The organism is Ruegeria sp. E8 (genome assembly GCF_056533985.1).
This window is the reverse complement of record NZ_JBQFOY010000022.1, coordinates 47774-69307: the sequence shown is the minus strand read 5'-3', so window position 1 is coordinate 69307 and position 21534 is coordinate 47774. Positions and strand designations below refer to the sequence as shown.

Sequence of the window (21534 nt, the reverse complement as noted above, 5' to 3'; positions counted from 1 at the left end):
TCAGGTGAGGATGACCGGGCCGGGGAAACACACCCCCGGCCCGGTCGGAAATCAGTGGAAGACGGCGTCGGGGTTATCCAGGCTGTCGGATCCTTCGAACTCGATCCCGTCCAGTTCCAGCGCGGTCACGATGCGTTCGATGGTCTTGGTCTGATCGACCAGACCGTTGACACCGCCCATGATCAGGGCCTCGCCGCCTTCGTTGCCGCGCTCCAGCATCTGGTCATAGGCAAAGCCCGCCTCGGCGGTCGATTTGATCCTGCCCAGTGCTTGCATCGTTGCGGCCAGTTTCGCCTTCATCTCGGTATCCAGCGCCGGGTCGGTCGCGATGACCAGATCGGCCAGCGATGCGCCCGAAACCGGTGTGCCGTCGATGCGGGTATAGCTGCCCAGATAGACGTTCTGGATGCCCAGACCGTCATAGTAATGGCTGTTATGAGTGTTGTCCGAGAAGCAGTCATGCTCTTCCTCGGGGTCATTCAGCATCAGACCCAGACGCATCCGCTCACCGGCCTGCTCGCCATAAGACAGCGAACCCATGCCGGTCAGGATCGCGCTGACGCCTGCGGCTTCGTTCTCCATCAGGGCCGCGCGGGCTGCGCCGCCGTCTTTCCACTGGTCCGACATCCAGGCCAGATCGCTGACCAGCAGATCGGTCGCAGCACTCAGGTATTGGGCGCGACGGTCACAATTGCCGCCCGTACACGCCTCACCCTGTACATAATCTGTGGCCGGACGGTTGCCCGCGCCTGCGCTGTGGCCGTTCATGTCCTGGCCCCACAGCAGGAATTCGATGGCGTGATAGCCGGTCGCCACGTTGGCCTCGATACCATCGGCCTCGTGCAGCGTTTCGCTCAGCAGTTCGGGGGTGATTTCGCTGGCGTCGATGGTCTCGCCCGACAGATCAAAGCTGGGGTTGGCGATGACGTTCAGAACGGCAAATTCGTTCTCATCCGTCGCACCGCCATAGGCCGCGTCCACATAGTCGATCAGACCCTCGTCCAACGGCCAGGCGTTCACTTTGCCTTCCCACTCATCGACGATTGCATTGCCGAAACGATAGACCTCGGTCTGCTGATAGGGGACACGTGCAGCAACCCAAGCCGCGCGCGCTGCGTTCAGCGTGGCGTCCGAGGGATCGGCGATCAGGGCATTGACCGCTTCCTGCAAGGTCTTCGCTGCAATCAGGCTGTCATCAAACTTGGCTTCGGCAATATTGGCATAGGTGTTCAGCACATCTGCTTTGGCAGGCGCGTCAGCTGCACCTGCGGCGGTCGCAACGCAAAGCGTCAGGGCGCTGGCGGCGGTCAAAAACTTGGTCATAAGAGCTCGGTACTTTCTTGTCAGAACTGTCAGAACACGCGGCACCGGTCCGCGGGTCTTATAAGAAAATAACTGAGTGAATTAGTCACCAATGTCAACCTGAGTTTTATTGTCAGAAATTTGTAAAAAGTGTATAAGGTTTCGCACGCCTCCCCATATCCGGCGGGGCCTCGAGGCGGTGGTTAAGATTGCGCGACAGGTGATTCGCGCTAAAATCGCTGTTGTGATTCTTTTTAAGACGGTTGTTGGTTAATGAAGTGTGCTATTCTGGCCTTGTCCTTTTTTCCTGCGGCACTCGCAGCCCAGGCGACGCAAATCGCGCCTCCTCATCAACATGGTACCGGCCAGTTGGATATCGTGTTCGCGGAGGCGGAGTTTTCGCTGTCGCTGAGGATTCCAAGCGTGGACATCATCGGGTTCGAAACCCCGGTGGTAAATGACGATGAACGCACGCGTGTTGCGATCGCGATCTCCGAACTATCCGAACCGCTGAACCTGTTTGTTGTCCCGACCGAGGCCGGGTGCATTACCACATCTGCAAACGTGATCCTGACGCATGAGATTTCCGAGCAGCAAGGCGAGGGAACGTCCGTTTCGAAAGAGCATTCTGAATTTCAGGCGGACTACATTATCCAATGCCAGGATATAGGCGCGCTGAACACGATCGAATTCACCTATTTTCAGCGCTTCAGTGGCACAAAGAAACTGAATATCCGCATTGGCGCGGACCAAGCGATCAGCACCCATGAAATCACCCGTGACATGCCCAGACTGGATCTGGCGCAATCCCGGTAACAACGGCCTTACGCTACCGATTGGGATCCAAGCTAAGGGTCAGAATCTCAATGGGATTTTGGCGCACGCACGTCCAGTGGATCAGGCTGTGCCAAGGCCGGTCTTTACCAACATCGTGGTCTGGAATTGAGGCAAAGATTAACAAATCAGGGCACAAAAAACTCATGTGTGACAAGTTCTCGTAAAACTTATGCCAATATCGAAATCTATTGCTACATCATCCTGCCGATCTGTTGACTAGTCCAGTTTTAATGAGGGGGTATCTCGGCAGGGTTAGGGGGGATGCCCGTTCAGGCCGCTATCAGGCGCCAAAGCGTGGCATCCCCTGCCGTATCGGATGCGGCGGGCGCACCATCAAAAAGATGTCAGTCGATCTTGTTGCGCTGCGCGTGCGGGGTGACGCCAAAGCTTGATCGATACACGCGAGAGAAATGGCCGGGGTTTTCAAAACCGCAGGCCACGGCGATTTCGGTGACCGAGGCTTCGGTCTGCAACAGCAGTTTCTGAGCCCGCTCCAGCCGCATTTCCATGAAGTACTTTTTGGGCGACGTGTTCAGATATTTGCCGAACAACCGCTCAAGCTGTCGTGTCGAAATGCCAAGCTCGTCCGCGATGAAAGACGGGGACACCGGGGTTTCGATTGCGTCCTGCATGATGGTGATCGCCTTGGCGAGATGCGCGTTGCGCATTCCGTTGCGCGATTGCAGGGAAACCCGCTGCTTGGCCGTGGCATTGCGCACGGCGTTGTAGACCATCTGATCCGCCACATCGATCGCCAGTTCCTCACCGTGATCGCGTTCGATCAGGTGCAGCATCAGGTCCGCCGTAGCGGTTCCGCCGGACGCGGTGATGTGCTTTTCGTCGGCCACGAACACGCTGCGCACCAGGTTGACCTCGGGAAACGCCTCCATGAACGCGTCGTGATATTCCCAGTGGATCGCCGCCTGCATCCCGTCGAGAAACCCAGCCTCGGCCAGTACCCACGCCCCTGAACACAGGGCCCCGATCGGTGTACCGCGGGCGCGTTCGCGCCGCAGGGTGGCCAGCAGCGGGCGGGTGACGTGATTGCGCATGTGAATGCCCGACAGGACAAACAACTGATCGCTTTTGGTCAGACCGTCCAAACCGGAATCGACAAGCGTGACCGACCCGTTGGAACACACGGCCTGCTCTCCATGTTCAGACACGAAGGACCAGGTATACAGCTCTTCGCCGCTCACAAGGTTGGCAATCCGCAACGGTTCGACCGCGCAGGAAAACGCGAGGTGCGAGAACTCCTCGATCAGGACAAATGCGATGTGCCGCGTCTGGGGCATGAAGGGTACCGTTTCCAAGCTGGGGCAACGCCCCAAAGGTGAGTCTATTTTGCAGGCGCCTATGCTGCACGAAAATTTTTTGTATACAAGTTGTATTTTCTTAGAATACACATCCGTGACCGCACGCGATTCGAGCGCGGCAGCCAAGGGTAATGAGGCCAAGGGATGAAAGACGAAGCCAAGTCACGCAAATCAGCACTCAGAGAGCATCTGAAAGTGTCGATCCTGACGCTGCACCTGCGACCGGGCGCGGATCTGGACGAGGCGCATCTGTCCGATGAGTTCGGCCTGTCGCGCACCCCACTGCGCGAAGTGTTCCGGCAACTGGCCGGTGAAGGCTATCTGGACCTGCGCACCAACCGCAGCGCCCGCGTATCCGAGATGTCCTATACAACCCTGCGCGACTTCTTCCTTGCCGCGCCGATGGTTTACGGCGCGATCCTGCGTTTGGCGGCTGTAAACGCGACCAAAGCGCAGATCGACGACCTGAAACAGGCTCAGCAGGCGTTCAAGGCCGCGTTGCGCTCGGGCTCTGGCGAAGATCGCGCGCTGGCCAACAACCGCTTTCACGACGTAACCGGCGAGATGTCGGGCAATGTCTACCTGCTGCCCTCGTTCAATCGGTTGCTGATCGATCATGCCCGCATCGGCATGACCTTTTACAGGCCACAGACGGCTGAAATGTCCGAGAACCTGTCCGAAGCAAGCCGCCAGCACGACGCCATCATCGCCGCCATCGAGGCGCGCGACGAGGCGGCTGCTGCGCAGCTGGCCGAAGACCACTGGAACCTGTCACGCGATCAGATCGAGCTGTTCGTGATGCCTGACGCGCTGGATGTCCCGATGGGCATCCCGCCCCTTTCGAAACCTGCATGAGGACGGAATGAACCCGATTTTCAAGTTTGAGGGGATATATACCCCTGTGGTCACGCCCTATCACGACGATGGCAGCGTGAATTGGGACGCCTTGTCCGACGTGATCGAATACCTGATCGAGAATGGTGTACATGGCCTGATCTCGGGGGGCTCGACCGGCGAGAACTATGCCCAGACCGTCGAGGAACGGCTGGAACTTGCCAAATTCACACATGAGCAATTGAAGGGGCGGTTGCCTTTGGTCGTGGGGACCGGCGCGATGCTGACCCCGGACTCGATTGCCTTGGCATCTGGCGCGCGCGACATCGGCGCGGATGCGATCCTGCTCGCCAGTCCGCCCTATTCGGTGCCGACCGACCGGGAAAACGCGCTGAACGCACTGGCCATCGACAAGGCCGCCGACCTGCCGGTGATGCTGTACAACTACCCGCACCGCACCGGCACGATGATGGGCGAGGAATTCCTCGACCGCGTCGGCCGCAGCCGCAACTTCTGCGGCATCAAGGAAAGTTCGGGGGATATCAACCGGGTACACCTGCTGGCCCGCGACTATCCGCATATCCAGCTTGGCTGCGGCATGGACGATCAGGCGCTGGAGTTCTTTGCCTGGGGCGCACCATTCTGGGTCTGCGGCGGGTCGAACTTTCTGCCTGCGGAACACGTTGCGCTGTATCAGGCCTGCGTGATCGAAGGGAATTTCGCTAAGGGCCGCCGGATCATGTCCGCGATGATGCCGCTGATGCGGGTGCTGGAACAGGGTGGCAAATTCATCCAGACCATCAAGCATGGCGTGACCATGAACGGGATCGACGCGGGCGCCATGCGGCCTCCGCTGAAGGGCTTGAACAAGGACGACAAGCGCGCGTTGGAACAGGTAACGCGCGTGCTGAAAAAGACAATCGCCGACATCGTGGCTGAGAATAAGGTTGGGGGGTAAGAGACATGGATCTGCTGACACAGGACGAATACAAATCCATCGCCGCAGGCCTGACCCTGCCGACCGGAGCCTTCATTGACGGCGCTTACCGCCCGGCGATCTCTGGCGAGACGTTTGAGACGGTAAACCCCGCGACCGGCGACAAACTGGCTGATATCGCATCCTGCGGCGCGGCAGATGTGGACTTCGCCGTCGAAAAGGCGCGCGAGGCATTTGACGATGGCCGCTGGTCGAAACTGCACCCGTCCGAGCGCAAGGATGTGCTGATCCGGCTCTGCAAGCTGATGACCCGCAACGCCCGCGAACTGGCGGTGATGGAAAGCATCGACAGCGGCAAGACCATCTTCGACTGCGAAACCGTGGACGTGCCCGAAACGATCCACTGCCTGAAATGGCACGCCGAGGCGATTGACAAGATCTATGATCAGGTCGCGCCCGCCAGCGACGACCACATCGCCATGGTGGTGCGCGAACCTATTGGTGTTGTCGGTCTGGTGCTGCCGTGGAACTTTCCGCTGCTGATGCTGGCCTGGAAGATCGGTCCGGCTCTGGCGGCGGGCTGTTCGGTGGTTGTGAAACCAGCGGCTGAAACCACGCTGACCGCTCTGCGTCTGGCCGAGCTGGCGATGGAGGCCGGTCTGCCGCGCGGTGTGCTGAACATCGTCCCGGGCGGCGGCGCAAATGTGGGCGAACCCATCGGGCGGCATATGGATATCGACATGGTGTCCTTCACGGGCTCGACCGTCACCGGCAAACGGTTCCTGACCTATTCCGCCGAAAGCAACGCCAAAGAGGTGGTGCTTGAGATGGGCGGCAAGAACCCGGCCATCGTGATGGATGATGCCGAGAACCTCGACCGCGTGGCCGCGCATGTGGTCAACGGCGCGTTCTGGAACATGGGCGAGAACTGCTCGGCCTCGTCCCGCCTGATCGTGCATAAGGACGTTAAGGCTGAACTGCTGGAACGCATCGCGCATCACGCGAAGCAGTGGAACATCGGCGACCCGCTGGACCCGGAAACCCGCATGGGCGCGCTGGTCAGCGAAGGGCACTATACCAAGGTCTGTGGCTATCTGGATCAGGCCGAGAACGTGGTGATCGGCGGCAAGGCCGAAACTGTTGAATCTGGCGGCGTGGCCGCCGGGGGCTTCGTCGAGGCCACGGTGGTCGAGGTCCCCGGCAACGACTCGACCTTGGCGCGCGAGGAAATCTTCGGCCCGGTCCTGTCGGTGATCGAAGTGTCGGGCTTTGACGAAGCCATCAAGATCGCCAATGACACCGAATATGGCCTCTGCGCCTCGATCTTCACTGCCAACGCCAAACGTGCCATCCGCGGTGCGCGGGCGATCCGGGCGGGCACCGTAACGGTCAACAGCTTTGGCGAAGGCGACATCTCCACGCCTTTCGGCGGTTACAAGCAGTCGGGCTTTGGCGGGCGCGACAACTCGGTCCACGCCCATGATCAGTACACCCAGCTGAAAACCATCTGGATCGATCTGGCTGATGACGCGGATGAGGCCGTCGATTGACACGGTTCGACGCCAAAAGACTGCCCCGGCAGACGGGCCCGGCGGGATGGAATGCCATCCTGCCACCCCAAACGCCTCTGCCGGTGCTCAAACAGGACCTGACCGCCGACATCACCATTGTCGGCGGCGGGTTTGCCGGGCTCAGCACGGCGCGGCGGCTGCATCAACTTGACCCGTCACTAAAGGTTGTACTGCTGGAAGCGGGCCGATTTGCCGATGGCTCGGCGGGGCGGAACTCGGGGTTTATGATCGACCTGCCGCATGATCTGGCCTCGGACAATTACGCGGGCGAGGGGTTGGAAGCGGATCGCGCCGCCATCGCCCTGAACCGCAAGGCCATCGCCTTTGCGACCGAGGTGGCCGATGAATGCGACCTGCCGCAGGAAATGTTCGACCCATGCGGCAAGTACAATGCCGCTGCCACCAAGGCGGGGGACGCGCATAATCGCGAATTTGCCGCACATCTGATCAAACTGGGCGAGCCGCATACGCTCTATGACCAGCAGCAGATGCAAGAGATCACGGGCAGCCCGCATTACACATCCGGCCTTTATGCACCGGGGACGGTGATGGTGCAGCCCGCAGCCTATGTACGGGCGCTGTCGGGTCAACTGGCTGGCCAAATCAACGTATTCGAAAACTCACCTGTTACCAGCTTTGAAAAGCAGGGCACAGGCTGGGCAGTCAACACCGCCAAGGCCAAAGTCAGCACCGGGCGGATCGTTCTGGCCAATAACGGCCATCTTGAAAGCTTTGGGTTCTACCAACGGCAATTGATGCATATCTGCCTCTACGCCTCGCTCTCGGCGCCGCTGACCGAAGCGCAAATCAAGACGCTGGGCGGGCAATCGCGCTGGTCGGTGACACCGGCAAACCCGATGGGCACATCGGTGCGGCGCATTTCCGGCAGCTACGGCGATCGTATCCTGATCCGCACCGGGTCCAGCTTTCATCCGACGATTGAGACCAGCCCGATGCGGCTGCGCAATGCAGGCTGGGTGCATGACCGCAAGTTCCGGGAACGTTTCCCGCATCTGCCGGACGTGAAGATGGAGCACAGATGGGCCGGAATGCTCTGCCTCAGCCGCAATGGGTCTGCGGCCTTTGGCCAGCTTGAGGACGGTGTGTTTTCGGCCTGCTGTCAGAATGGCCTAGGCATCGCCCGGGGCACCTTGCAAGGCATGGGCATCGCGGAACTTCTGATGCAAGGCGGATCAGAGATCGCGGATCACTTTCTGGCGCAGCCGGACCTTCCGCGCCTGCCGCCCGAGCCATTCGCCTCGCTTGGGGCGAACAGCTATCTGATCTGGAAAGAATGGCGGTCCGGCAAGGAATAACGCGTGGGCGTCAGGGCAAGCTCAGCTTGGCCATGCGCCCACCATCCACCGTATAGACCTGCCCGGTGATAAAGCCCGCATCCTCTGACGCCAGAAACGCCACGAGGGCCGCAACCTCTTCGGGCCGCCCCGTCCGCGCGGCAGGGTGAATTTTGGCAATGTCGCGCCGGAATGCAGCGGGGTCGGGCATGGACTCGATGAAATCCTCGTTCAGTTCGGTATCGATCCATCCCGGCGCAACGGCATTGCAGCGGATACCTTCGGCCCCGTGATCCACAGCAACGGCGCGGGTCAGCCCGTGCAACCCCGCTTTGGATGCGCAATAGGCAACGTGACCCGGATTGCTGCCCAGACCTTCGATGGAACCGGTGTTGACGATGCTGCCCTTGGTCTGACGCAGATGCGGCAGCGCGGCTTTGATCATCAGGAATGGGGCGGTCAGGTTGACTGTCAGATTGCGATGCCAATCCTCAAGGCTCATCTCCTCGATCGAGGCTTCCTGCATCATACCTGCATTGTTGACCAGCACGTCCAGTCGCCCGGCTTTCGCCATCACTTCGCTGACCACCTGCGCCGGGCTGTCGGGATCGGTGAAATCTGCGGTAATTCCCGAAAATACGCTGTCTTCACCTCGTTGCGCGGTAAAGACCTGTGCGCCCTCGTCCTGCAACCGGCGGGCGATGGCCTGACCGATCCCGCTGCGCCCGCCTGTGACCAGCGCTACCTTTCCGTCGAACCGCTTCATGAAACGGGTTTCCCTCCGTTAACCTCAACCAGCGTGCCGCAAACATAGCGCGACGCGTCCGAGACAAGGAACATGATCACATCGGCGATATCCTCGGGCTCGGCAATCCGGCCCAGCGGCACGGTCTGGCCCAGCTCGGCCACGGCCGTATCGGGATCAAAGCCCCGCTTTTCAAAGCCTGACCGCAGCATCGGCGTATTCACCTCATTCGGGCAAACGGCGTTGATGCGGATACCCTGATGCGCGTGGTCCATGCCCATGCACTGGGTCAGGGATGCGATGGCCGCCTTGGTCATGCAATAGACCGCGTGGTTGGGACCGGGGCGCAGCCCCCAACAGGATGCGGTGTTGACGATGGCTCCGCCGCCGGTTTCAGCCATGATCGGAATCGCGGCGCGACAGATGCGGAAGGGGGCTTCGACATTGACGCCCAGCGACAAAGACCAATCCGCATCCGACGTATCCGTGACCGACCCGCGTGTGATGACGCCGGCATTGTTGATCACGATGTCGAGCCCGCCAAGCGCCGAGGCCGCAGCCCGGGGCAGATGATCGGCATAGTCCGGGTCCAGCAGATCACCGGGCAGATGCGCTTCGGCTTCGATGCCCTCGACCGACCGGTCGGCGACGGCAACGCGAGCACCAGCTTCGCGCAAGCGTTGAACGATTGACGTCCCGATACCACCGGCTGCGCCAGTGACGAGGGCTGATTTTCCATTCAGGTTCATGAGGTCATCCACAGTTAGAAAGACGCGACAGGGGCGCCGAATTGGCTTTCATCGGGCACAATGCCCAGCCCCGGCCTTGTCGGCAGCGCGATATGCCCGCCTTTGATCTGAATGCCGTTTTCGGGATCGTAATTGCCCTCGATATACGGTGCGGCGATCCAGACGCCTTCCAACAGATCGGGCCGAACGGTTGCGCCAATATGAGTACATGCGGCGGCAATGATATCTCCGCCCCAGCTGTCATCGCAGGTATGCGGCAGGTTGCGCGCCTCGCACATATCGCGGAAGGCGCGCATCGGGTGCAAGCCGCCGATCCGCGTCACTTTCATGCCGAACCCATCGACCAGACCCGTCCCCGCTGCCGAGATCACGGTGTTCAGGCTGGTGCTGCTTTCGTCCATGTAAAGGCCGTGCGTGATCTGTGGCCGGATCTTCTGCAAATCCTCGATTGTGTTGCAGGGCTGTTCCATGACGAACGGGATCTCGGGGCATTCGCGGCTGACGCGCAGGGCATCGCGCGTGGTCCAGCCTCGGTTGCCGTCTACGGCCAGGCGCATGCCCGACCCTTTGACCACGTCCCAGACCTTGCGGATGGTTTCGATGTCGATCTCGACCGGGCGGCCCCCGACCTTGATCTGCAGACGAGGGTAGCCTTCGGCCATTTTCTCTGCCGCCAGCCGGGCGATGTCGTCGGGTGCACCGACGCCCGTGGCGTAATAGGACGGCACCTTGTCCGTCATCTTGCCGCCCAGCAGATCGCAGACCGGAACACCCAGATCCTTACCCAGCAGGTCATGCACGGCGATGTCGATGGCCGCCTTGGCATAATTATGCCCGTTCAGCAGCCCGTCCATCCGGCGGTGAAGGGGCAGGGGCAGCGCCTCAACCCCGATCAACCCGGGGGCCATTTCAGCCAGCGCGGCGCGCGCCCCGGCGGCGTGCGCCTCGGCATAGGTCGGGCCGACCGGGCAGGTTTCACCCCAACCCACCAGACCGTTATCCGCCACGACCTTGACCAGCGTGGTATCAAGCGCCCAGACCTCGGCATTGGCCATCGTATAGGGCCCGTTTTTGACCGGCAGGTCGTGGCTGTAGATGTGCAGTTCGGCGATCTTCATTTTGTCAAACCAGTTCAGAACGAAAAAAAGGGCCCACCCGGGATGCGGGCGGGCCAGTACGGGGAGTATATATTCAGTAGCTCTGGTTCAACTCATCCGCTGCCGGGATTTCCCTCTCACGGCGGGCGATATAGTCCAGAAGCGCCTCGTTCCTGGCTTCGTCCAGTTTGGGCTCCTGATACTCGGCCAGCAGTTTCCGGGCGTGTTTCAGGGCGCGTTCGGTGATTTCCACCTCACCCTCGGCCACCCATTGCTCGATCGAGTTGTTGTCGAACAGTTCCGGCATGAAGAACGCCGTCTGGAAATTGTCCTGCGTATGCGGATGACCCAGATAATGCCCGCCGGGGCCCACATCGGGAACCGCTGCCAGCGCCTGATCGAAATCATGCCATTTCGGACCTTCCGCCATCCGATAGGCCATCGCGCATTGTTCTGCATCCACGATGAACTTGGCGACCGAACAGTGCATGCCAGCCTCGTTCCAGCCTGCCGAATGCCAGATATAGTTGGCCCCGGCATGGATCACCGCGCTGAGCGTTGTGGCGGATTCATACCCCGCCTGCGCGTCAAAGGTCTTTGCCCCGCCCAGCGTGTTCGAGGTACGCCATGGCACATCGTAATACCGCGCCATCTGACCGATCATGAAGTTCATCAGGCTGATCTCGGGCGTGCCCGCCATGGGCGCTCCGGATTTCATCGACACGGTCGACAGGTAATGGCCCCAGATCACCGGGCACCCCTTGCGGATCACCTGCGTATAGGCCAGCGCCGAAAGCGCCTCGGCAGTCAGCTGCGCCACGGTCGCGGGCACCGATGCAGGCGTGTTCGCGCCACCCAGAACGAAGGGCGAGCACAGAACCGGCTGATTGCGGCGGCAGAAGGCGCGCATCGCCCCCAGCATGGTCTCATCCCACACCAACGGGCTGTTGCCGTTGCAGTTTCCGGTGGTGACGGGATGGTCATCGATGAAACCTTCGCCGAACAGGATATCACACATATCCATCACGTCCTCGGCGTTCTTGGGCGAGGTGGTCATGCCCATGAAGGTCTTGTCCGAGTATTTCATCGACGAATAGGTGATGCGCAGGTGCCGCTGGCTGATCGGGTGATCGTAGGGCTCAACGATATGGTGGGCCGAACTGTGCAGCGCAGGCATCATGTGTGACAGCTTGTGGAACATCGCCAGATCATCCAGCGTCGGGTTCCGGCGCACGTCATCCAGATCACGCAGGAAAGGGGCTCCGGTCATCGGCACAAAGATCGAATGCTTGCCACCCAAGGCAAGGTTTTTTTGCGGATCGCGTGCATGGTATGTGAACTGCGCCGGAATGGTCGAGATCAACTCGCGCACCATATTGCGGTCCAGATAGACCAGTTCGCCGTCAACCTTGGCACCGGCTTTTTTCCAGTCTTCCAACGCGATGGGATCGCGGAACTGAACACCGACATTTTCCAGAATGTCCATCGCCGCATTGTCGATACGCTCGACCTGGCTTCCGTCCATAACCTCACAGACGGGAATGCCCCGGGTCAGGCCCGGTAGCATGGCAAAGTTCGGTGCGGTTCGTTGGGCGCGGCGGGCGGAGCGTCCGCCGGACCGCGCGGCAGTGCGAGTAGTCAAAGGGCAATCCTCCAATTTTTAAACAAACTGACGGATTCGCCGCGCTTTCACCTCTCTGATTGCGATATGTGTTTGCAAGAAGCGACACGGCCGGCACCCAGGCGTTTTCCTGTATAGGCTGCCCAAAAGGACGTCCGGTCATTCCTCCCTGTGTGATCTACTTCACAGCCAATCCGGTGCTTACATTTGCAACAGGTACACGAATGATTGTTTCAGGAGGCGCGCATTCATGCACCACGTGACTGAGATGCTGATTGTCGGCGCCGGGTTCTCTGGGCTGACAATGGCGCTTGAGGCGCGCAAACGCGGCATCGGGGATATCGCGATTCTTGAAAAAGCCGACGATATCGGGGGAACGTGGCGCGAAAACACCTATCCCGGTGTCGCCTGTGATGTGCCGTCACATCTGTATTCCATGGCGACCCACCCCAATCCGCATTGGAGCCGCGCCTATGCCGGTGGCGCTGAAATTCAGGCCTATCTGCAAAACGTCGCGCGGCACGAGGGGCTCTATGATCTGTGCCACTTCGGGCAGGAGCTGAAATCGGCCAGATGGGACGGCACGCGCTGGCAGGTCGAAACCATGGATGGCCAGCACTGGTCAGCCCGGTTTCTGGTCTCGGCCATTGGCGCGCTGCATCACCCCAGCATTCCCGATATTCCCGGCGCAGACAGTTTCCCCGGCCCCTGTTTCCACTCTGCCGAATGGAACCACGATGTCGATCTGACCGGCAAGAACGTGGCGGTCGTCGGGACCGGCGCGTCCGCTGTTCAGTTTGTGCCCGAGATTGCCAAGACCGCAGGCCATGTCACGATCTTTCAGCGCAGCGCTCCATACGTGTTGCCGCGCCCGGACGGCCCCATTGCAGGATGGGTGCGCAATCTCTATGCCCGCTTTCCCATCTTGCCGCGGATTCGGCGCAAGCTGATCTTCATGATCTTTGAACACCGCCACCGCGTCTTTCGCGGCGAAAAGCGCATGGTGAACTTTGCCATGAAGATGTGGCGCAAATCCCTGGAGCGCGCGATTCCCGATCCGGCGGAACAGCAAGTTCTGACCCCGGATTACCAGATCGGCTGCAAACGCATTCTCAGTTCGAATGACTGGTACCCGACGCTGGCCCGCGACAATGTCACTGTCGTGCCGCAGGGCGTCGCGCGGATTGACGGTGATAAAGTGGTCGCGGCAGATGGCACCGAAACCCAGGCGGATGCCCTGATCTGGGGCACCGGGTTTCACGTCACCAATGTGGTCGAGCGGTTGGACATCACCGGGTCCGACGGGCTGACGCTGCGCTCTGCCTGGTCGGATGGCATGTGCGCGCATCTGGGCACCGCGATTGCAGGCTTTCCCAACTTCTTCCTGCTGCTGGGGCCACATACCGGATTGGGGCATAACTCGGTCGTGCTGATGATCGAGGCGCAGGTCGGGCATATTGGTCGGGTCCTGAGCGGGATGCAGCGCCAAGGCCTGTCCGCGATTACTCCTGACGCGGCCAGGCAGGCTGCCTTCACGCAGGAAATGCAGGACCGCCATTCAGACAGCGTCTGGCAGGCCGGGGGCTGCACGTCGTGGTATATGGATGCGGATGGCCGGAACACGACCCTGTGGCCCGGCACAGTTGCCGAGTTTCAGAAACGCATGGCACAATCGGGGCTGGAACAATACCGACCCGCCGCCCACGGCAAGGGAGAGAGCTGAATGACAACCGTTCTGATCGTGATCGCCATCCTTGCGGCCTTCCTGTTTGCCATGAACCTGTGGACCCGGAAACTGATGCGCCAGGGCCTTCAGACCGTGCCGCAACTGGGTCAGATCACACCGGTGCGCGGCGGCAGCATTCACTATGTCGAAAAGGGCAACCCCGAGGCTCAGACCATTGTCATGATCCACGGTCTGGCCGGGCAGTTGCAGCACTACACCTACGCGCTGGTGGACCTTTTGGCGGATGATTACCACGTCATCGCGCTCGACCGGCCGGGATGCGGATATTCAACCCGCGACGCGGCAGAGCTGGCGCAATTGCCTCAACAAGCCGGCATGATCGCCGAATTTCTGGAAACCAAAGGCGTGGATCAGGCGGTTCTGGTCGGCCACTCGCTGGGCGGCGCGCTGTCTCTGGCAATGGCTCTGGACCATCCGAACCGGGTCTCTGGTCTGGCGTTGCTGGCACCGCTGACGCACAAGGTGCCCCAAACCCCCGCCGTGTTCAAACCGCTCGAAATCCGGGCCGAATGGCTGCGCCGCCTGATCGGCGATACGCTTGCGGTTCCTCTGGCCTCGAAAACCGCGCCGCATACGCTGGGCGCGGTGTTTGATCCTGAAACCCCGCCTGATGACTTTCTGGACCGGGCAGGTGGGGCGCTCGGGCTGCGGCCTTCCGCCTTTGTCACAGCGTCCCAGGACATTGTCGGCGTCGATGCCAGCATAGGCGCACAGGTTGCGCGCTATCCGGACCTGACTGTACCCGGAGGCATTTTGTACGGCCGTCAGGACGCCATACTGTCCCCACCATTGCATGGGCCCACAATGACCGATTTCGGGCTGAGCTACGAAGAACTCGACGGGTTCGGCCACATGATCCTGATCACCGAACCGGAAACCTGCGCCGCCTTTATCCGCAGGATGGCAGAGGCGACGACATCCCCCCGAGGGTCCTTGCAAACCCCTCCGTCCAAAGACGCGTGAAAGAATTCTGCAACTGGGTTGATTTCCCTCTTGACCCTCCCGGGCCCCTCGCTTACATCGCCTCTCACTCAAGGCGGAGTAGCTCAGTTGGTTAGAGCAGCGGAATCATAATCCGCGTGTCGGGGGTTCAAGTCCCTCCTCCGCTACCACTTCCCTCACTCACCATACGTAAGATACAGACGTCTCTCGCAAGATCGAACCGTCAGCCACAATTCACGGGTTTTTTTGTTGCCGATGTTAAGGGCAGGCCGTGCATGGGCACATCTGTAGTGAAGTCCGCCAATAGAATTCAGGTTTCCTGCGCACGCAGAAGGTCATGGCGACCTTGATCCTGACCGAAAGTGCCCCGATTGCCTTTCATCGGGGTGGTCGCCTTTGCACCCAAGGTTTAGCGCCATGTTCACTCGCTTCAACACACGACACCAGCGTGACCGACACGGCAGCGCTGTTCCCTGACACGCAGGGGCAACCATAAAAACAAGAGTGATTGGATGGTGCTGCTGGAGAGAATTGAACTCTCGACCTCTCCCTTACCAAGGGAGTGCTCTACCTCTGAGCTACAGCAGCGCTGTGGGCGGGTGATTAGACTCAAACGAAACGCGGCGCAAGGGTGTCTGGACGGTTTTTTTCGCCTCCTGTAGAGAAAGATCATGACGGATAAAAATTCACCCAAAAAACAAGGCAAATCCACTGATGCCCGCGAAGAGCGGCTGAAGGCGGCGCTGAAGGCGAATATGGCGCGGCGCAAGGCGCAGGCCAAGGCGCGGGCGGCATCCACGGACAATGCCGACAAGGACGAGGGATAAGAGCAGATGGATTCGATTCTGGTGACGGGCAACGGTCCGCTCAACGGGCAAATACCGATTGCAGGGGCCAAGAACGCCTGTCTGACATTGATGCCCGCAACGCTTCTGAGCGAAGAACCGCTGACGCTGACCAATGCGCCACGGCTCAGCGACATCAAGACCATGACGGCTCTGTTGCAGTCTTTGGGGGCCGAGGTGTCGTCGCTTCAGGACGGGCAGGTGATCGCAATGTCGAGCCACAGCCTGACCAGCCAGACGGCGGATTATGACATCGTGCGAAAGATGCGTGCGTCGAACCTGGTGCTGGGGCCGTTGCTGGCGCGGTTCGGTCAGGCGGTGGTGTCGTTGCCTGGCGGTTGTGCGATTGGTGCGCGGCCGATGGACCTGCATGTTGAAGGGCTCGAAGCGCTGGGCGCCGAGATTGAGCTGAAGGACGGCTATCTGCACGCCCATGCACCGGGTGGTCTGAAAGGCGCGGTGCATGAGATGCGCTTTGCCTCGGTCGGCGCGACCGAGAACATCGTTATGGCTGCCACGCTGGCCAAGGGCACCACGGTTCTGAAGAATGCCGCGCGCGAGCCCGAGATCGTCGATCTGGTCGAATGCCTGCGCAAGATGGGCGCGCAGATTTCGGGCGAGGGGACCTCGACCATCGAAATTCAGGGCGTCGATCGTTTGCACGGGGCCACCCATCAGGTCGTTACCGACCGGATCGAGCTGGGCACCTATATGCTGGCCCCCGCGATTTGCGGCGGCGAAGTTGAGCTTCTGGGCGGGCGCATGTCGCTGGTCGATTCCTTTGCGGCCAAGCTGGACGCCGCCGGCGTCAGCGTCACGGAAACCCAAGGCGGCCTGAAAGTGGCCCGCAAGAATGGCCGGGTGCAGGCCGTGGATGTGGTGACCGAACCCTTCCCCGGTTTCCCGACGGACCTTCAGGCGCAGATGATGGCGCTGATGTGTACTGCCGAAGGCACCTCGGTGCTGGAGGAGCGTATTTTCGAAAACCGCTTCATGCATGCGCCGGAACTGGTGCGTATGGGCGCGAATATCGAAGTGCATGGCGGCACTGCGACCGTTACAGGCGTCGAAAACCTGAAAGGTGCGCCGGTGATGGCGACGGATCTGCGGGCCTCGGTCTCGTTGATCCTTGCCGGTTTGGCGGCAGAGGGTGAAACCACGGTCAGCCGGGTCTATCATCTGGATCGCGGATATGAACATGTGGTGCGCAAGCTGGAAGGCGTGGGCGCAAAAATCGAACGGATCAAGGGCGAATGACAGACGCAAGTTTTGAAGACGGGCGCGAGGCCCCGCTGAATCTGGGCGCCGAGGATGCGGATGACCTGCAGGTGATCTCGACCTTGGCGCAGGACGCGGTGTTCCCCGTAACCGAGATGAGATGGCAGCCGTCACAGCGCCGCTTTGGCCTGCTGCTGAATCGCTTCCGCTGGGAAGACAAGGACGCAGCCTCCCGCCGTGATCGCCCGTTCGAACGGGTTCAGTCGGTTCTGGTCTTCGATTCGGTTCTGTCGGTGGCCAGTCAGGGCATCGACCGCAGCGAAAAGGACATGGTCATGTCGCTGCTGTCGGTCGATTTCGAACCCGGCGAGGATGGCGCGGGCAACGTCCTTCTGACCTTGGCAGGCGACGGTGCGATCCGCCTGAAAGTCGAAGCGCTGGATGTCACGCTGAAGGACGTCACGCGCCCTTATCAGGCGCCATCCGGTCAGGCCCCGCATCACCCTGAATAGATGCAGAACAAGCGCGGCATTTCTCAGGCGTTTTCCAAAATACTCGAAGGCGTCGCGCTGCGTCCCGCCACCGTGTTTGACGTGTTCGACCTCAGCCGCGTTCTGATCCGGTCGATCACGGAACTTTGCGTGGCCGATCACAACAACGATCCCGAGCATCTGAAGCAGTGGACCGCGAACAAGGACCCGGCCACCGTCCGGGGTTGGATCAAGCCCGGCTCGCAGATCTGGCTGGCTGAGCGGGACGGGCAGGTGGCCGCTGCCGGGGGCCTGTTCGAGACCGGGAAAATAACTCTGTTATATGTCGACCCGGATCACACAGGTTTCGGTGTCGGGGCCGCACTGCTCAACCGGTTGGAACAGCAACTGGCCGCGTGCGGTTGTACCGAGGCGCATCTGGATGCCACCCGGACCGCGCGGGAATTCTACTTGAAACAAGGGTGGCACCCCGAAAATACGACAGGCGACTGGAACGGCATCCCGCAATACCCCATGCGCAAATCGCTGCACCCCACGGACTGAGGGTTGAGGCCACGCCCCTCGGGCGATATGTCCCGTGGCGCAACGCCCGGAGTGCCAGATCATGCCCGTCTTCCTCGACACCACATCGCCCGATTTCGAAGCCGCCTTTCAGACCCTGCTGTCTGCCAAGCGCGAGGACAGTCCGGATGTGGATGCGGTTGTGGCGCAGATTATCGACGATGTGCGCAGCCGGGGCGACGTGGCGGTTATCGAGCTGACTGCGAAATTCGACCGGCTGGAGCTGACGTCCGAAACGCTGGCCTTCAGCGCTCAGGAAATCGCGGACGCGGTGACGCAGGTCTCGGCCGAGGATCGCGCGGCGCTGGAACTGGCCGCCGCCCGCATCCGGGCTTATCACGAAAAGCAGATGCCCAGCGATCACAGTTGGACGGATGAGGCCGGGGCCACGCTAGGCTGGCGCTGGTCGGCGGTCTCTGCCGCAGGTCTCTATGTGCCGGGCGGGCTGGCCTCATACCCGTCCTCGGTCCTGATGAACGCCATCCCGGCCAAAGTGGCGGGCGTAGAACGGCTGGCTATCGTTGTGCCCACGCCGGGCGGGCAGGTGAACCCGCTGGTGTTGCTGGCGGCGCAACTGTCGGGTGTGGACGAGATTTATCGCATCGGCGGTGCGCAGGCCGTCGCCGCGCTGGCCTATGGCACCGACACCATCGCACCGGTCGACAAGATCACCGGCCCGGGCAACGCCTTCGTCGCCGCCGCCAAGCGGCGCGTCTTCGGCAAGGTCGGCATCGACATGATCGCAGGCCCTTCCGAGATTCTGGTCATCGCCGACAAGGACAACGACCCCGACTGGATCGCGCTGGACCTGCTCAGCCAGGCCGAACACGATGAAAGCGCGCAATCGATCCTGATCACCGATGACGCCGCTTTTGGTCAAAGCGTGGCCAATGCCGTCGAAAAACGTCTCGAAACCCTGCAGCGCCGCGCCATCGCCGGGGCCAGCTGGCGCGACTTCGGGGCCATCATCACCGCCCGCGATCTGAACGAGGCCGCGACTCTGTCCAACCGCGTCGCCCCGGAACATCTTGAGCTTTGCGTTGCCGACCCGGTGGCGCTCAGCGAAAAAACCATCCACGCCGGAGCGATCTTTTTGGGCCAATACACCCCCGAAGCCATCGGAGATTATGTCGGCGGCCCCAACCACGTGCTGCCGACTGCCCGATCTGCCCGGTTCTCGTCCGGGCTCAGCGTGATGGATTTCCTCAAACGTACCACGCTCAGCCAGATGACCCCCGAAGCCCTGCGCGTCATTGGCCCCGCCGCCGAACAACTGGCGAATTCGGAAAGCCTCGAGGCGCATGGCCTGTCTGTCACCGCACGTTTGAACCGCCTGAATGGCTGAAATGACGCAAAGACCGGACCTATATGGCGCTTCTCTGCGTTGCCGACGGAATTCCGTTGTTATAGGTCTGTGCTGACACAAGGATTGTGACCGTAAAGATGACCCGCATTTCGCATATCGAACTGGATGACCGAAACCTGCCGCCGCCGACCCCCGAGATCGAGCAGGAGCGCAAGGTTGCCATCTACGATCTGCTGGAAGAAAACAGCTTTGCACTGCCCAGCCGCGAGGACCGCGAGGTGCCGGATGGTCCGTATCACCTGCAGCTCTCGATCCGCGACAAGCGCCTGGTCTTCGACATTGCAACCGAAGCCAGCGAAAAGGCGGCTGAATTCCACCTGTCGCTGGGCCCGTTCCGTCAGGTGGTCAAGGATTACTTCCAGATCTGCGAAAGCTATTTCAACGCGGTGAAATCGCTGCCGCCCAGCCAGATCGAAACCATCGACATGGCCCGCCGCGGCATCCACAACGAAGGCAGCCGCGTACTGCAGGAACGGCTTGAAGGGAAGGCAGACATCGACACCGACACCGCCCGCCGCCTCTTCACGCTGATCTGCGTGTTGCATTTCGGGGGCTGACGCGTGAAGCCTCTGCCGCAGTCGGTCCTTTTCTGTTGCGACCATAACTCGGTTCGCTCGCCCATGGCCGAAGGCCTGATGAAAAAGTTCTACGGCACCGGCACCTATGTTCAGTCCGCGGGTGTACACAACGATCTGGAAATCGACGGCTTCAGCATCGCCGCCTGTCACGAGGTCGGTGTCGAGCTGTCGCGCCACCGGTCCCGATCCTTCGACGAGATGGAACAATGGGGTGACGATCTCAGCTCGTTCGATCTGATCGTGGCACTATCACCCGCAAGCCAGCGAAAAGCGCTGGAACTGACCCGTTTTTTTCACCTCGATGTCGATTACTGGCCAATAATGGACCCTACTGGGATGGGCGAGACCCGCGATCAAAAGCTACATCACTACCGACAAACCCGCGATCAGATCATCAAACATCTGAAAGACCGCTGGGGCGAACCTACGGAGTGACCATGAACCAGACCGTCAAAACCTATTTCGAAGCCTTCAACGCAGGTGACGTCGATGGCATGCTGGCCTGCCTGTCCGACGACGTGGCCCATCACGTCAACGAAGGTCAGATTCGCACCGGCAAGGAAAAGTTCGCGGCCTTCTGCGCCCATATGAACCGCTGCTACAAAGAGAACCTTACCGACATTGTCGTGTTCGACGCCCAAGGCGGCACCCGCGCGGCGGCCGAGTTCATCGTCAACGGCACCTATCTGGAAACCGACGAAGGGCTGCCCGAGGCCCACGGCCAGACCTACCGCCTGCCTGCTGGATCCTTCTTTGATCTGAAGGACGGCAAGATCACCCGCGTCACCACCTTCTACAACCTTGCCGATTGGACCAAGCAGGTTTCGAATGGGTAAGATCACCGGCGTTCGCCCCCTGACCGGAGCGTCGCTTGAGGCCGCTCTGGACGATGTGGCGCGTCTGCGGATCAAAGTGTTCCACGCCTGGCCGTATCTCTATGATGGCGATCTGGACTATGAACGCACCTACCTGCAAACCTATCGCGACAGCGACAGGGCGATCGTGGTCGGTGCATTCGACGGCGACACGCTGGCCGGGGCCTCGACCGGAGCACCGCTGGCCGATCACGCCGACGATTTTGCCACAGCGTTCGAGGGCACGGGTCTGGACCTGACCGACATCTTCTACTGTGCTGAATCCGTCCTGCTGCCCGAGTATCGCGGGCAGGGGGTTGGCCACAAATTCTTTGACGAACGCGAAGCCCACGCCCGCGCGCTGGGCTTTACCAAATGCGCCTTTTGCAGTGTTCAGCGCCCGGCAGATCACCCGATGCGACCCGAGACCTACCGCCCGCTGGACGCCTTCTGGCGCGCCCGTGGCTACGCTCCTTTGCCCGGCGCCATCGCACAGTTTTCGTGGAAGGATATCGGCGAAGAGGGCGAGACGCTGAAGCCGCTGCAATTCTGGATCAGGGACCTCTGAGCCCCGGGCGCAGAAAAAATGCTCGAATTGTGGTATTGTTGGGCTTTCTGTGGGGGAAGT

At 60.7% G+C, this 21534-nt stretch carries 22 protein-coding genes and 2 tRNA genes; 17 read left to right on the top strand and 7 right to left on the bottom strand.

All coding sequences use genetic code 11. From position 1 onward, the window contains the following. Window positions 1–51: 51 nt before the first annotated feature. Window positions 52–1323 carry an imelysin family protein gene (locus ACR0LF_RS20740; protein WP_480578994.1) on the bottom strand — a complete coding sequence of 424 codons (1272 nt, stop codon included), beginning with the start codon at window positions 1321–1323 and terminating at the stop codon, window positions 52–54. Between the two features lie 252 nt (window positions 1324–1575). Here ACR0LF_RS20740 and ACR0LF_RS20735 point away from each other — a divergent pair, with 252 nt between their 5' ends. Continuing rightward, complete coding sequence (locus ACR0LF_RS20735; protein WP_480578996.1) at window positions 1576–2118, top strand: ZrgA family zinc uptake protein; 543 nt, start codon at window positions 1576–1578, stop codon at window positions 2116–2118. Between the two features lie 365 nt (window positions 2119–2483). Here the strand turns inward: ACR0LF_RS20735 and ACR0LF_RS20730 are convergent, their stop codons facing one another. Next, on the bottom strand, window positions 2484–3434 hold the full coding sequence (locus ACR0LF_RS20730) for a GlxA family transcriptional regulator (RefSeq protein WP_480578998.1): 951 nt from the start codon (window positions 3432–3434) through the stop codon (window positions 2484–2486). 165 nt (window positions 3435–3599) lie between these two features. Between ACR0LF_RS20730 and ACR0LF_RS20725 the strand changes: the two genes are divergently transcribed. The 4 genes from ACR0LF_RS20725 to ACR0LF_RS20710 are packed head-to-tail and all read left to right on the top strand — an operon-like array spanning window position 3600 to window position 8113. Then, complete coding sequence (locus tag ACR0LF_RS20725; RefSeq protein ID WP_480579001.1) at window positions 3600–4310, top strand: GntR family transcriptional regulator; 711 nt, start codon at window positions 3600–3602, stop codon at window positions 4308–4310. Window positions 4311–4317: 7 nt separating this feature from the next. Beyond that, on the top strand, window positions 4318–5247 hold the full coding sequence (locus ACR0LF_RS20720; RefSeq protein ID WP_480579004.1) for a dihydrodipicolinate synthase family protein: 930 nt from the start codon (window positions 4318–4320) through the stop codon (window positions 5245–5247). 5 nt (window positions 5248–5252) lie between these two features. Further along, entirely contained in the window at window positions 5253–6776 is a 1524-nt protein-coding gene (locus ACR0LF_RS20715) for an aldehyde dehydrogenase (RefSeq protein ID WP_480579007.1), read from the top strand. Then, on the top strand, window positions 6773–8113 hold the full coding sequence (locus ACR0LF_RS20710) for an NAD(P)/FAD-dependent oxidoreductase (RefSeq protein WP_480579010.1): 1341 nt from the start codon (window positions 6773–6775) through the stop codon (window positions 8111–8113). Before ACR0LF_RS20715 ends, ACR0LF_RS20710 begins: the two co-directional genes overlap by 4 nt. A gap of 10 nt (window positions 8114–8123) precedes the next feature. Here ACR0LF_RS20710 and ACR0LF_RS20705 read toward each other — a convergent pair whose 3' ends face one another. The 4 genes from ACR0LF_RS20705 to ACR0LF_RS20690 form a co-directional block, all read right to left on the bottom strand. Then, the gene (locus tag ACR0LF_RS20705; protein ID WP_480579013.1) at window positions 8124–8858 is read right to left on the bottom strand and encodes an SDR family NAD(P)-dependent oxidoreductase; all 735 of its coding nucleotides are present in this window, start codon (window positions 8856–8858) and stop codon (window positions 8124–8126) included. Next, complete coding sequence (locus ACR0LF_RS20700; RefSeq protein ID WP_480579016.1) at window positions 8855–9586, bottom strand: SDR family NAD(P)-dependent oxidoreductase; 732 nt, start codon at window positions 9584–9586, stop codon at window positions 8855–8857. Before ACR0LF_RS20700 ends, ACR0LF_RS20705 begins: the two co-directional genes overlap by 4 nt. Window positions 9587–9600: 14 nt before the next feature. Beyond that, on the bottom strand, window positions 9601–10704 hold the full coding sequence (locus ACR0LF_RS20695; protein WP_480579018.1) for a mandelate racemase/muconate lactonizing enzyme family protein: 1104 nt from the start codon (window positions 10702–10704) through the stop codon (window positions 9601–9603). Window positions 10705–10777: 73 nt separating this feature from the next. Then, the gene (locus ACR0LF_RS20690; RefSeq protein WP_480579021.1) at window positions 10778–12325 is read right to left on the bottom strand and encodes a trimethylamine methyltransferase family protein; all 1548 of its coding nucleotides are present in this window, start codon (window positions 12323–12325) and stop codon (window positions 10778–10780) included. 229 nt (window positions 12326–12554) lie between these two features. Here ACR0LF_RS20690 and ACR0LF_RS20685 point away from each other — a divergent pair, with 229 nt between their 5' ends. From ACR0LF_RS20685 to ACR0LF_RS20675, 3 genes are all read left to right on the top strand, one after another. After that, on the top strand, window positions 12555–14027 hold the full coding sequence (locus tag ACR0LF_RS20685) for a flavin-containing monooxygenase (protein WP_480579024.1): 1473 nt from the start codon (window positions 12555–12557) through the stop codon (window positions 14025–14027). Next, the gene (locus ACR0LF_RS20680; RefSeq protein WP_480579027.1) at window positions 14028–15014 is read left to right on the top strand and encodes an alpha/beta fold hydrolase; all 987 of its coding nucleotides are present in this window, start codon (window positions 14028–14030) and stop codon (window positions 15012–15014) included. Between the two features lie 72 nt (window positions 15015–15086). Further along, window positions 15087–15163, top strand: a tRNA-Met gene (locus ACR0LF_RS20675). 343 nt (window positions 15164–15506) lie between these two features. On the opposite strand, the gene ACR0LF_RS20670 is transcribed toward ACR0LF_RS20675, so the two are convergent. Further along, window positions 15507–15581, bottom strand: a tRNA-Thr gene (locus ACR0LF_RS20670). Between the two features lie 83 nt (window positions 15582–15664). Here ACR0LF_RS20670 and ACR0LF_RS20665 point away from each other — a divergent pair. From ACR0LF_RS20665 to ACR0LF_RS20625, 9 genes are all read left to right on the top strand, one after another. Continuing rightward, window positions 15665–15820, top strand: coding sequence for a hypothetical protein (locus tag ACR0LF_RS20665; protein WP_480579030.1), 156 nt, complete (start codon window positions 15665–15667; stop codon window positions 15818–15820). A 6-nt stretch (window positions 15821–15826) separates the two neighbouring features. Further along, complete coding sequence (gene murA, locus ACR0LF_RS20660; protein ID WP_480579033.1) at window positions 15827–17095, top strand: UDP-N-acetylglucosamine 1-carboxyvinyltransferase; 1269 nt, start codon at window positions 15827–15829, stop codon at window positions 17093–17095. After that, a complete protein-coding gene (locus ACR0LF_RS20655) occupies window positions 17092–17568 on the top strand; it encodes a DUF2948 family protein (protein ID WP_480579035.1) in 477 nt (158 codons plus the stop codon). The genes murA and ACR0LF_RS20655 overlap by 4 nt, the downstream gene beginning before the upstream one ends. Then, window positions 17569–18090: a GNAT family N-acetyltransferase gene (locus ACR0LF_RS20650; RefSeq protein ID WP_480579037.1), complete on the top strand. Its 522-nt coding sequence runs from the start codon at window positions 17569–17571 to the stop codon at window positions 18088–18090. Window positions 18091–18151: 61 nt separating this feature from the next. Next, window positions 18152–19453 (top strand): histidinol dehydrogenase, encoded by a 1302-nt coding sequence (gene hisD, locus ACR0LF_RS20645; RefSeq protein WP_480579040.1) that lies wholly within the window; start codon window positions 18152–18154, stop codon window positions 19451–19453. A gap of 98 nt (window positions 19454–19551) precedes the next feature. Then, window positions 19552–20031: a UPF0262 family protein gene (locus ACR0LF_RS20640; protein WP_480579043.1), complete on the top strand. Its 480-nt coding sequence runs from the start codon at window positions 19552–19554 to the stop codon at window positions 20029–20031. A gap of 3 nt (window positions 20032–20034) precedes the next feature. Then, window positions 20035–20487: an arsenate-mycothiol transferase ArsC gene (locus ACR0LF_RS20635; RefSeq protein WP_480579046.1), complete on the top strand. Its 453-nt coding sequence runs from the start codon at window positions 20035–20037 to the stop codon at window positions 20485–20487. Window positions 20488–20489: 2 nt separating this feature from the next. Beyond that, window positions 20490–20888, top strand: coding sequence for a ketosteroid isomerase-related protein (locus ACR0LF_RS20630; RefSeq protein ID WP_480579049.1), 399 nt, complete (start codon window positions 20490–20492; stop codon window positions 20886–20888). Beyond that, complete coding sequence (locus ACR0LF_RS20625; RefSeq protein WP_480579052.1) at window positions 20881–21474, top strand: GNAT family N-acetyltransferase; 594 nt, start codon at window positions 20881–20883, stop codon at window positions 21472–21474. Before ACR0LF_RS20630 ends, ACR0LF_RS20625 begins: the two co-directional genes overlap by 8 nt. The last annotated feature ends 60 nt before the right edge of the window (window positions 21475–21534 follow it).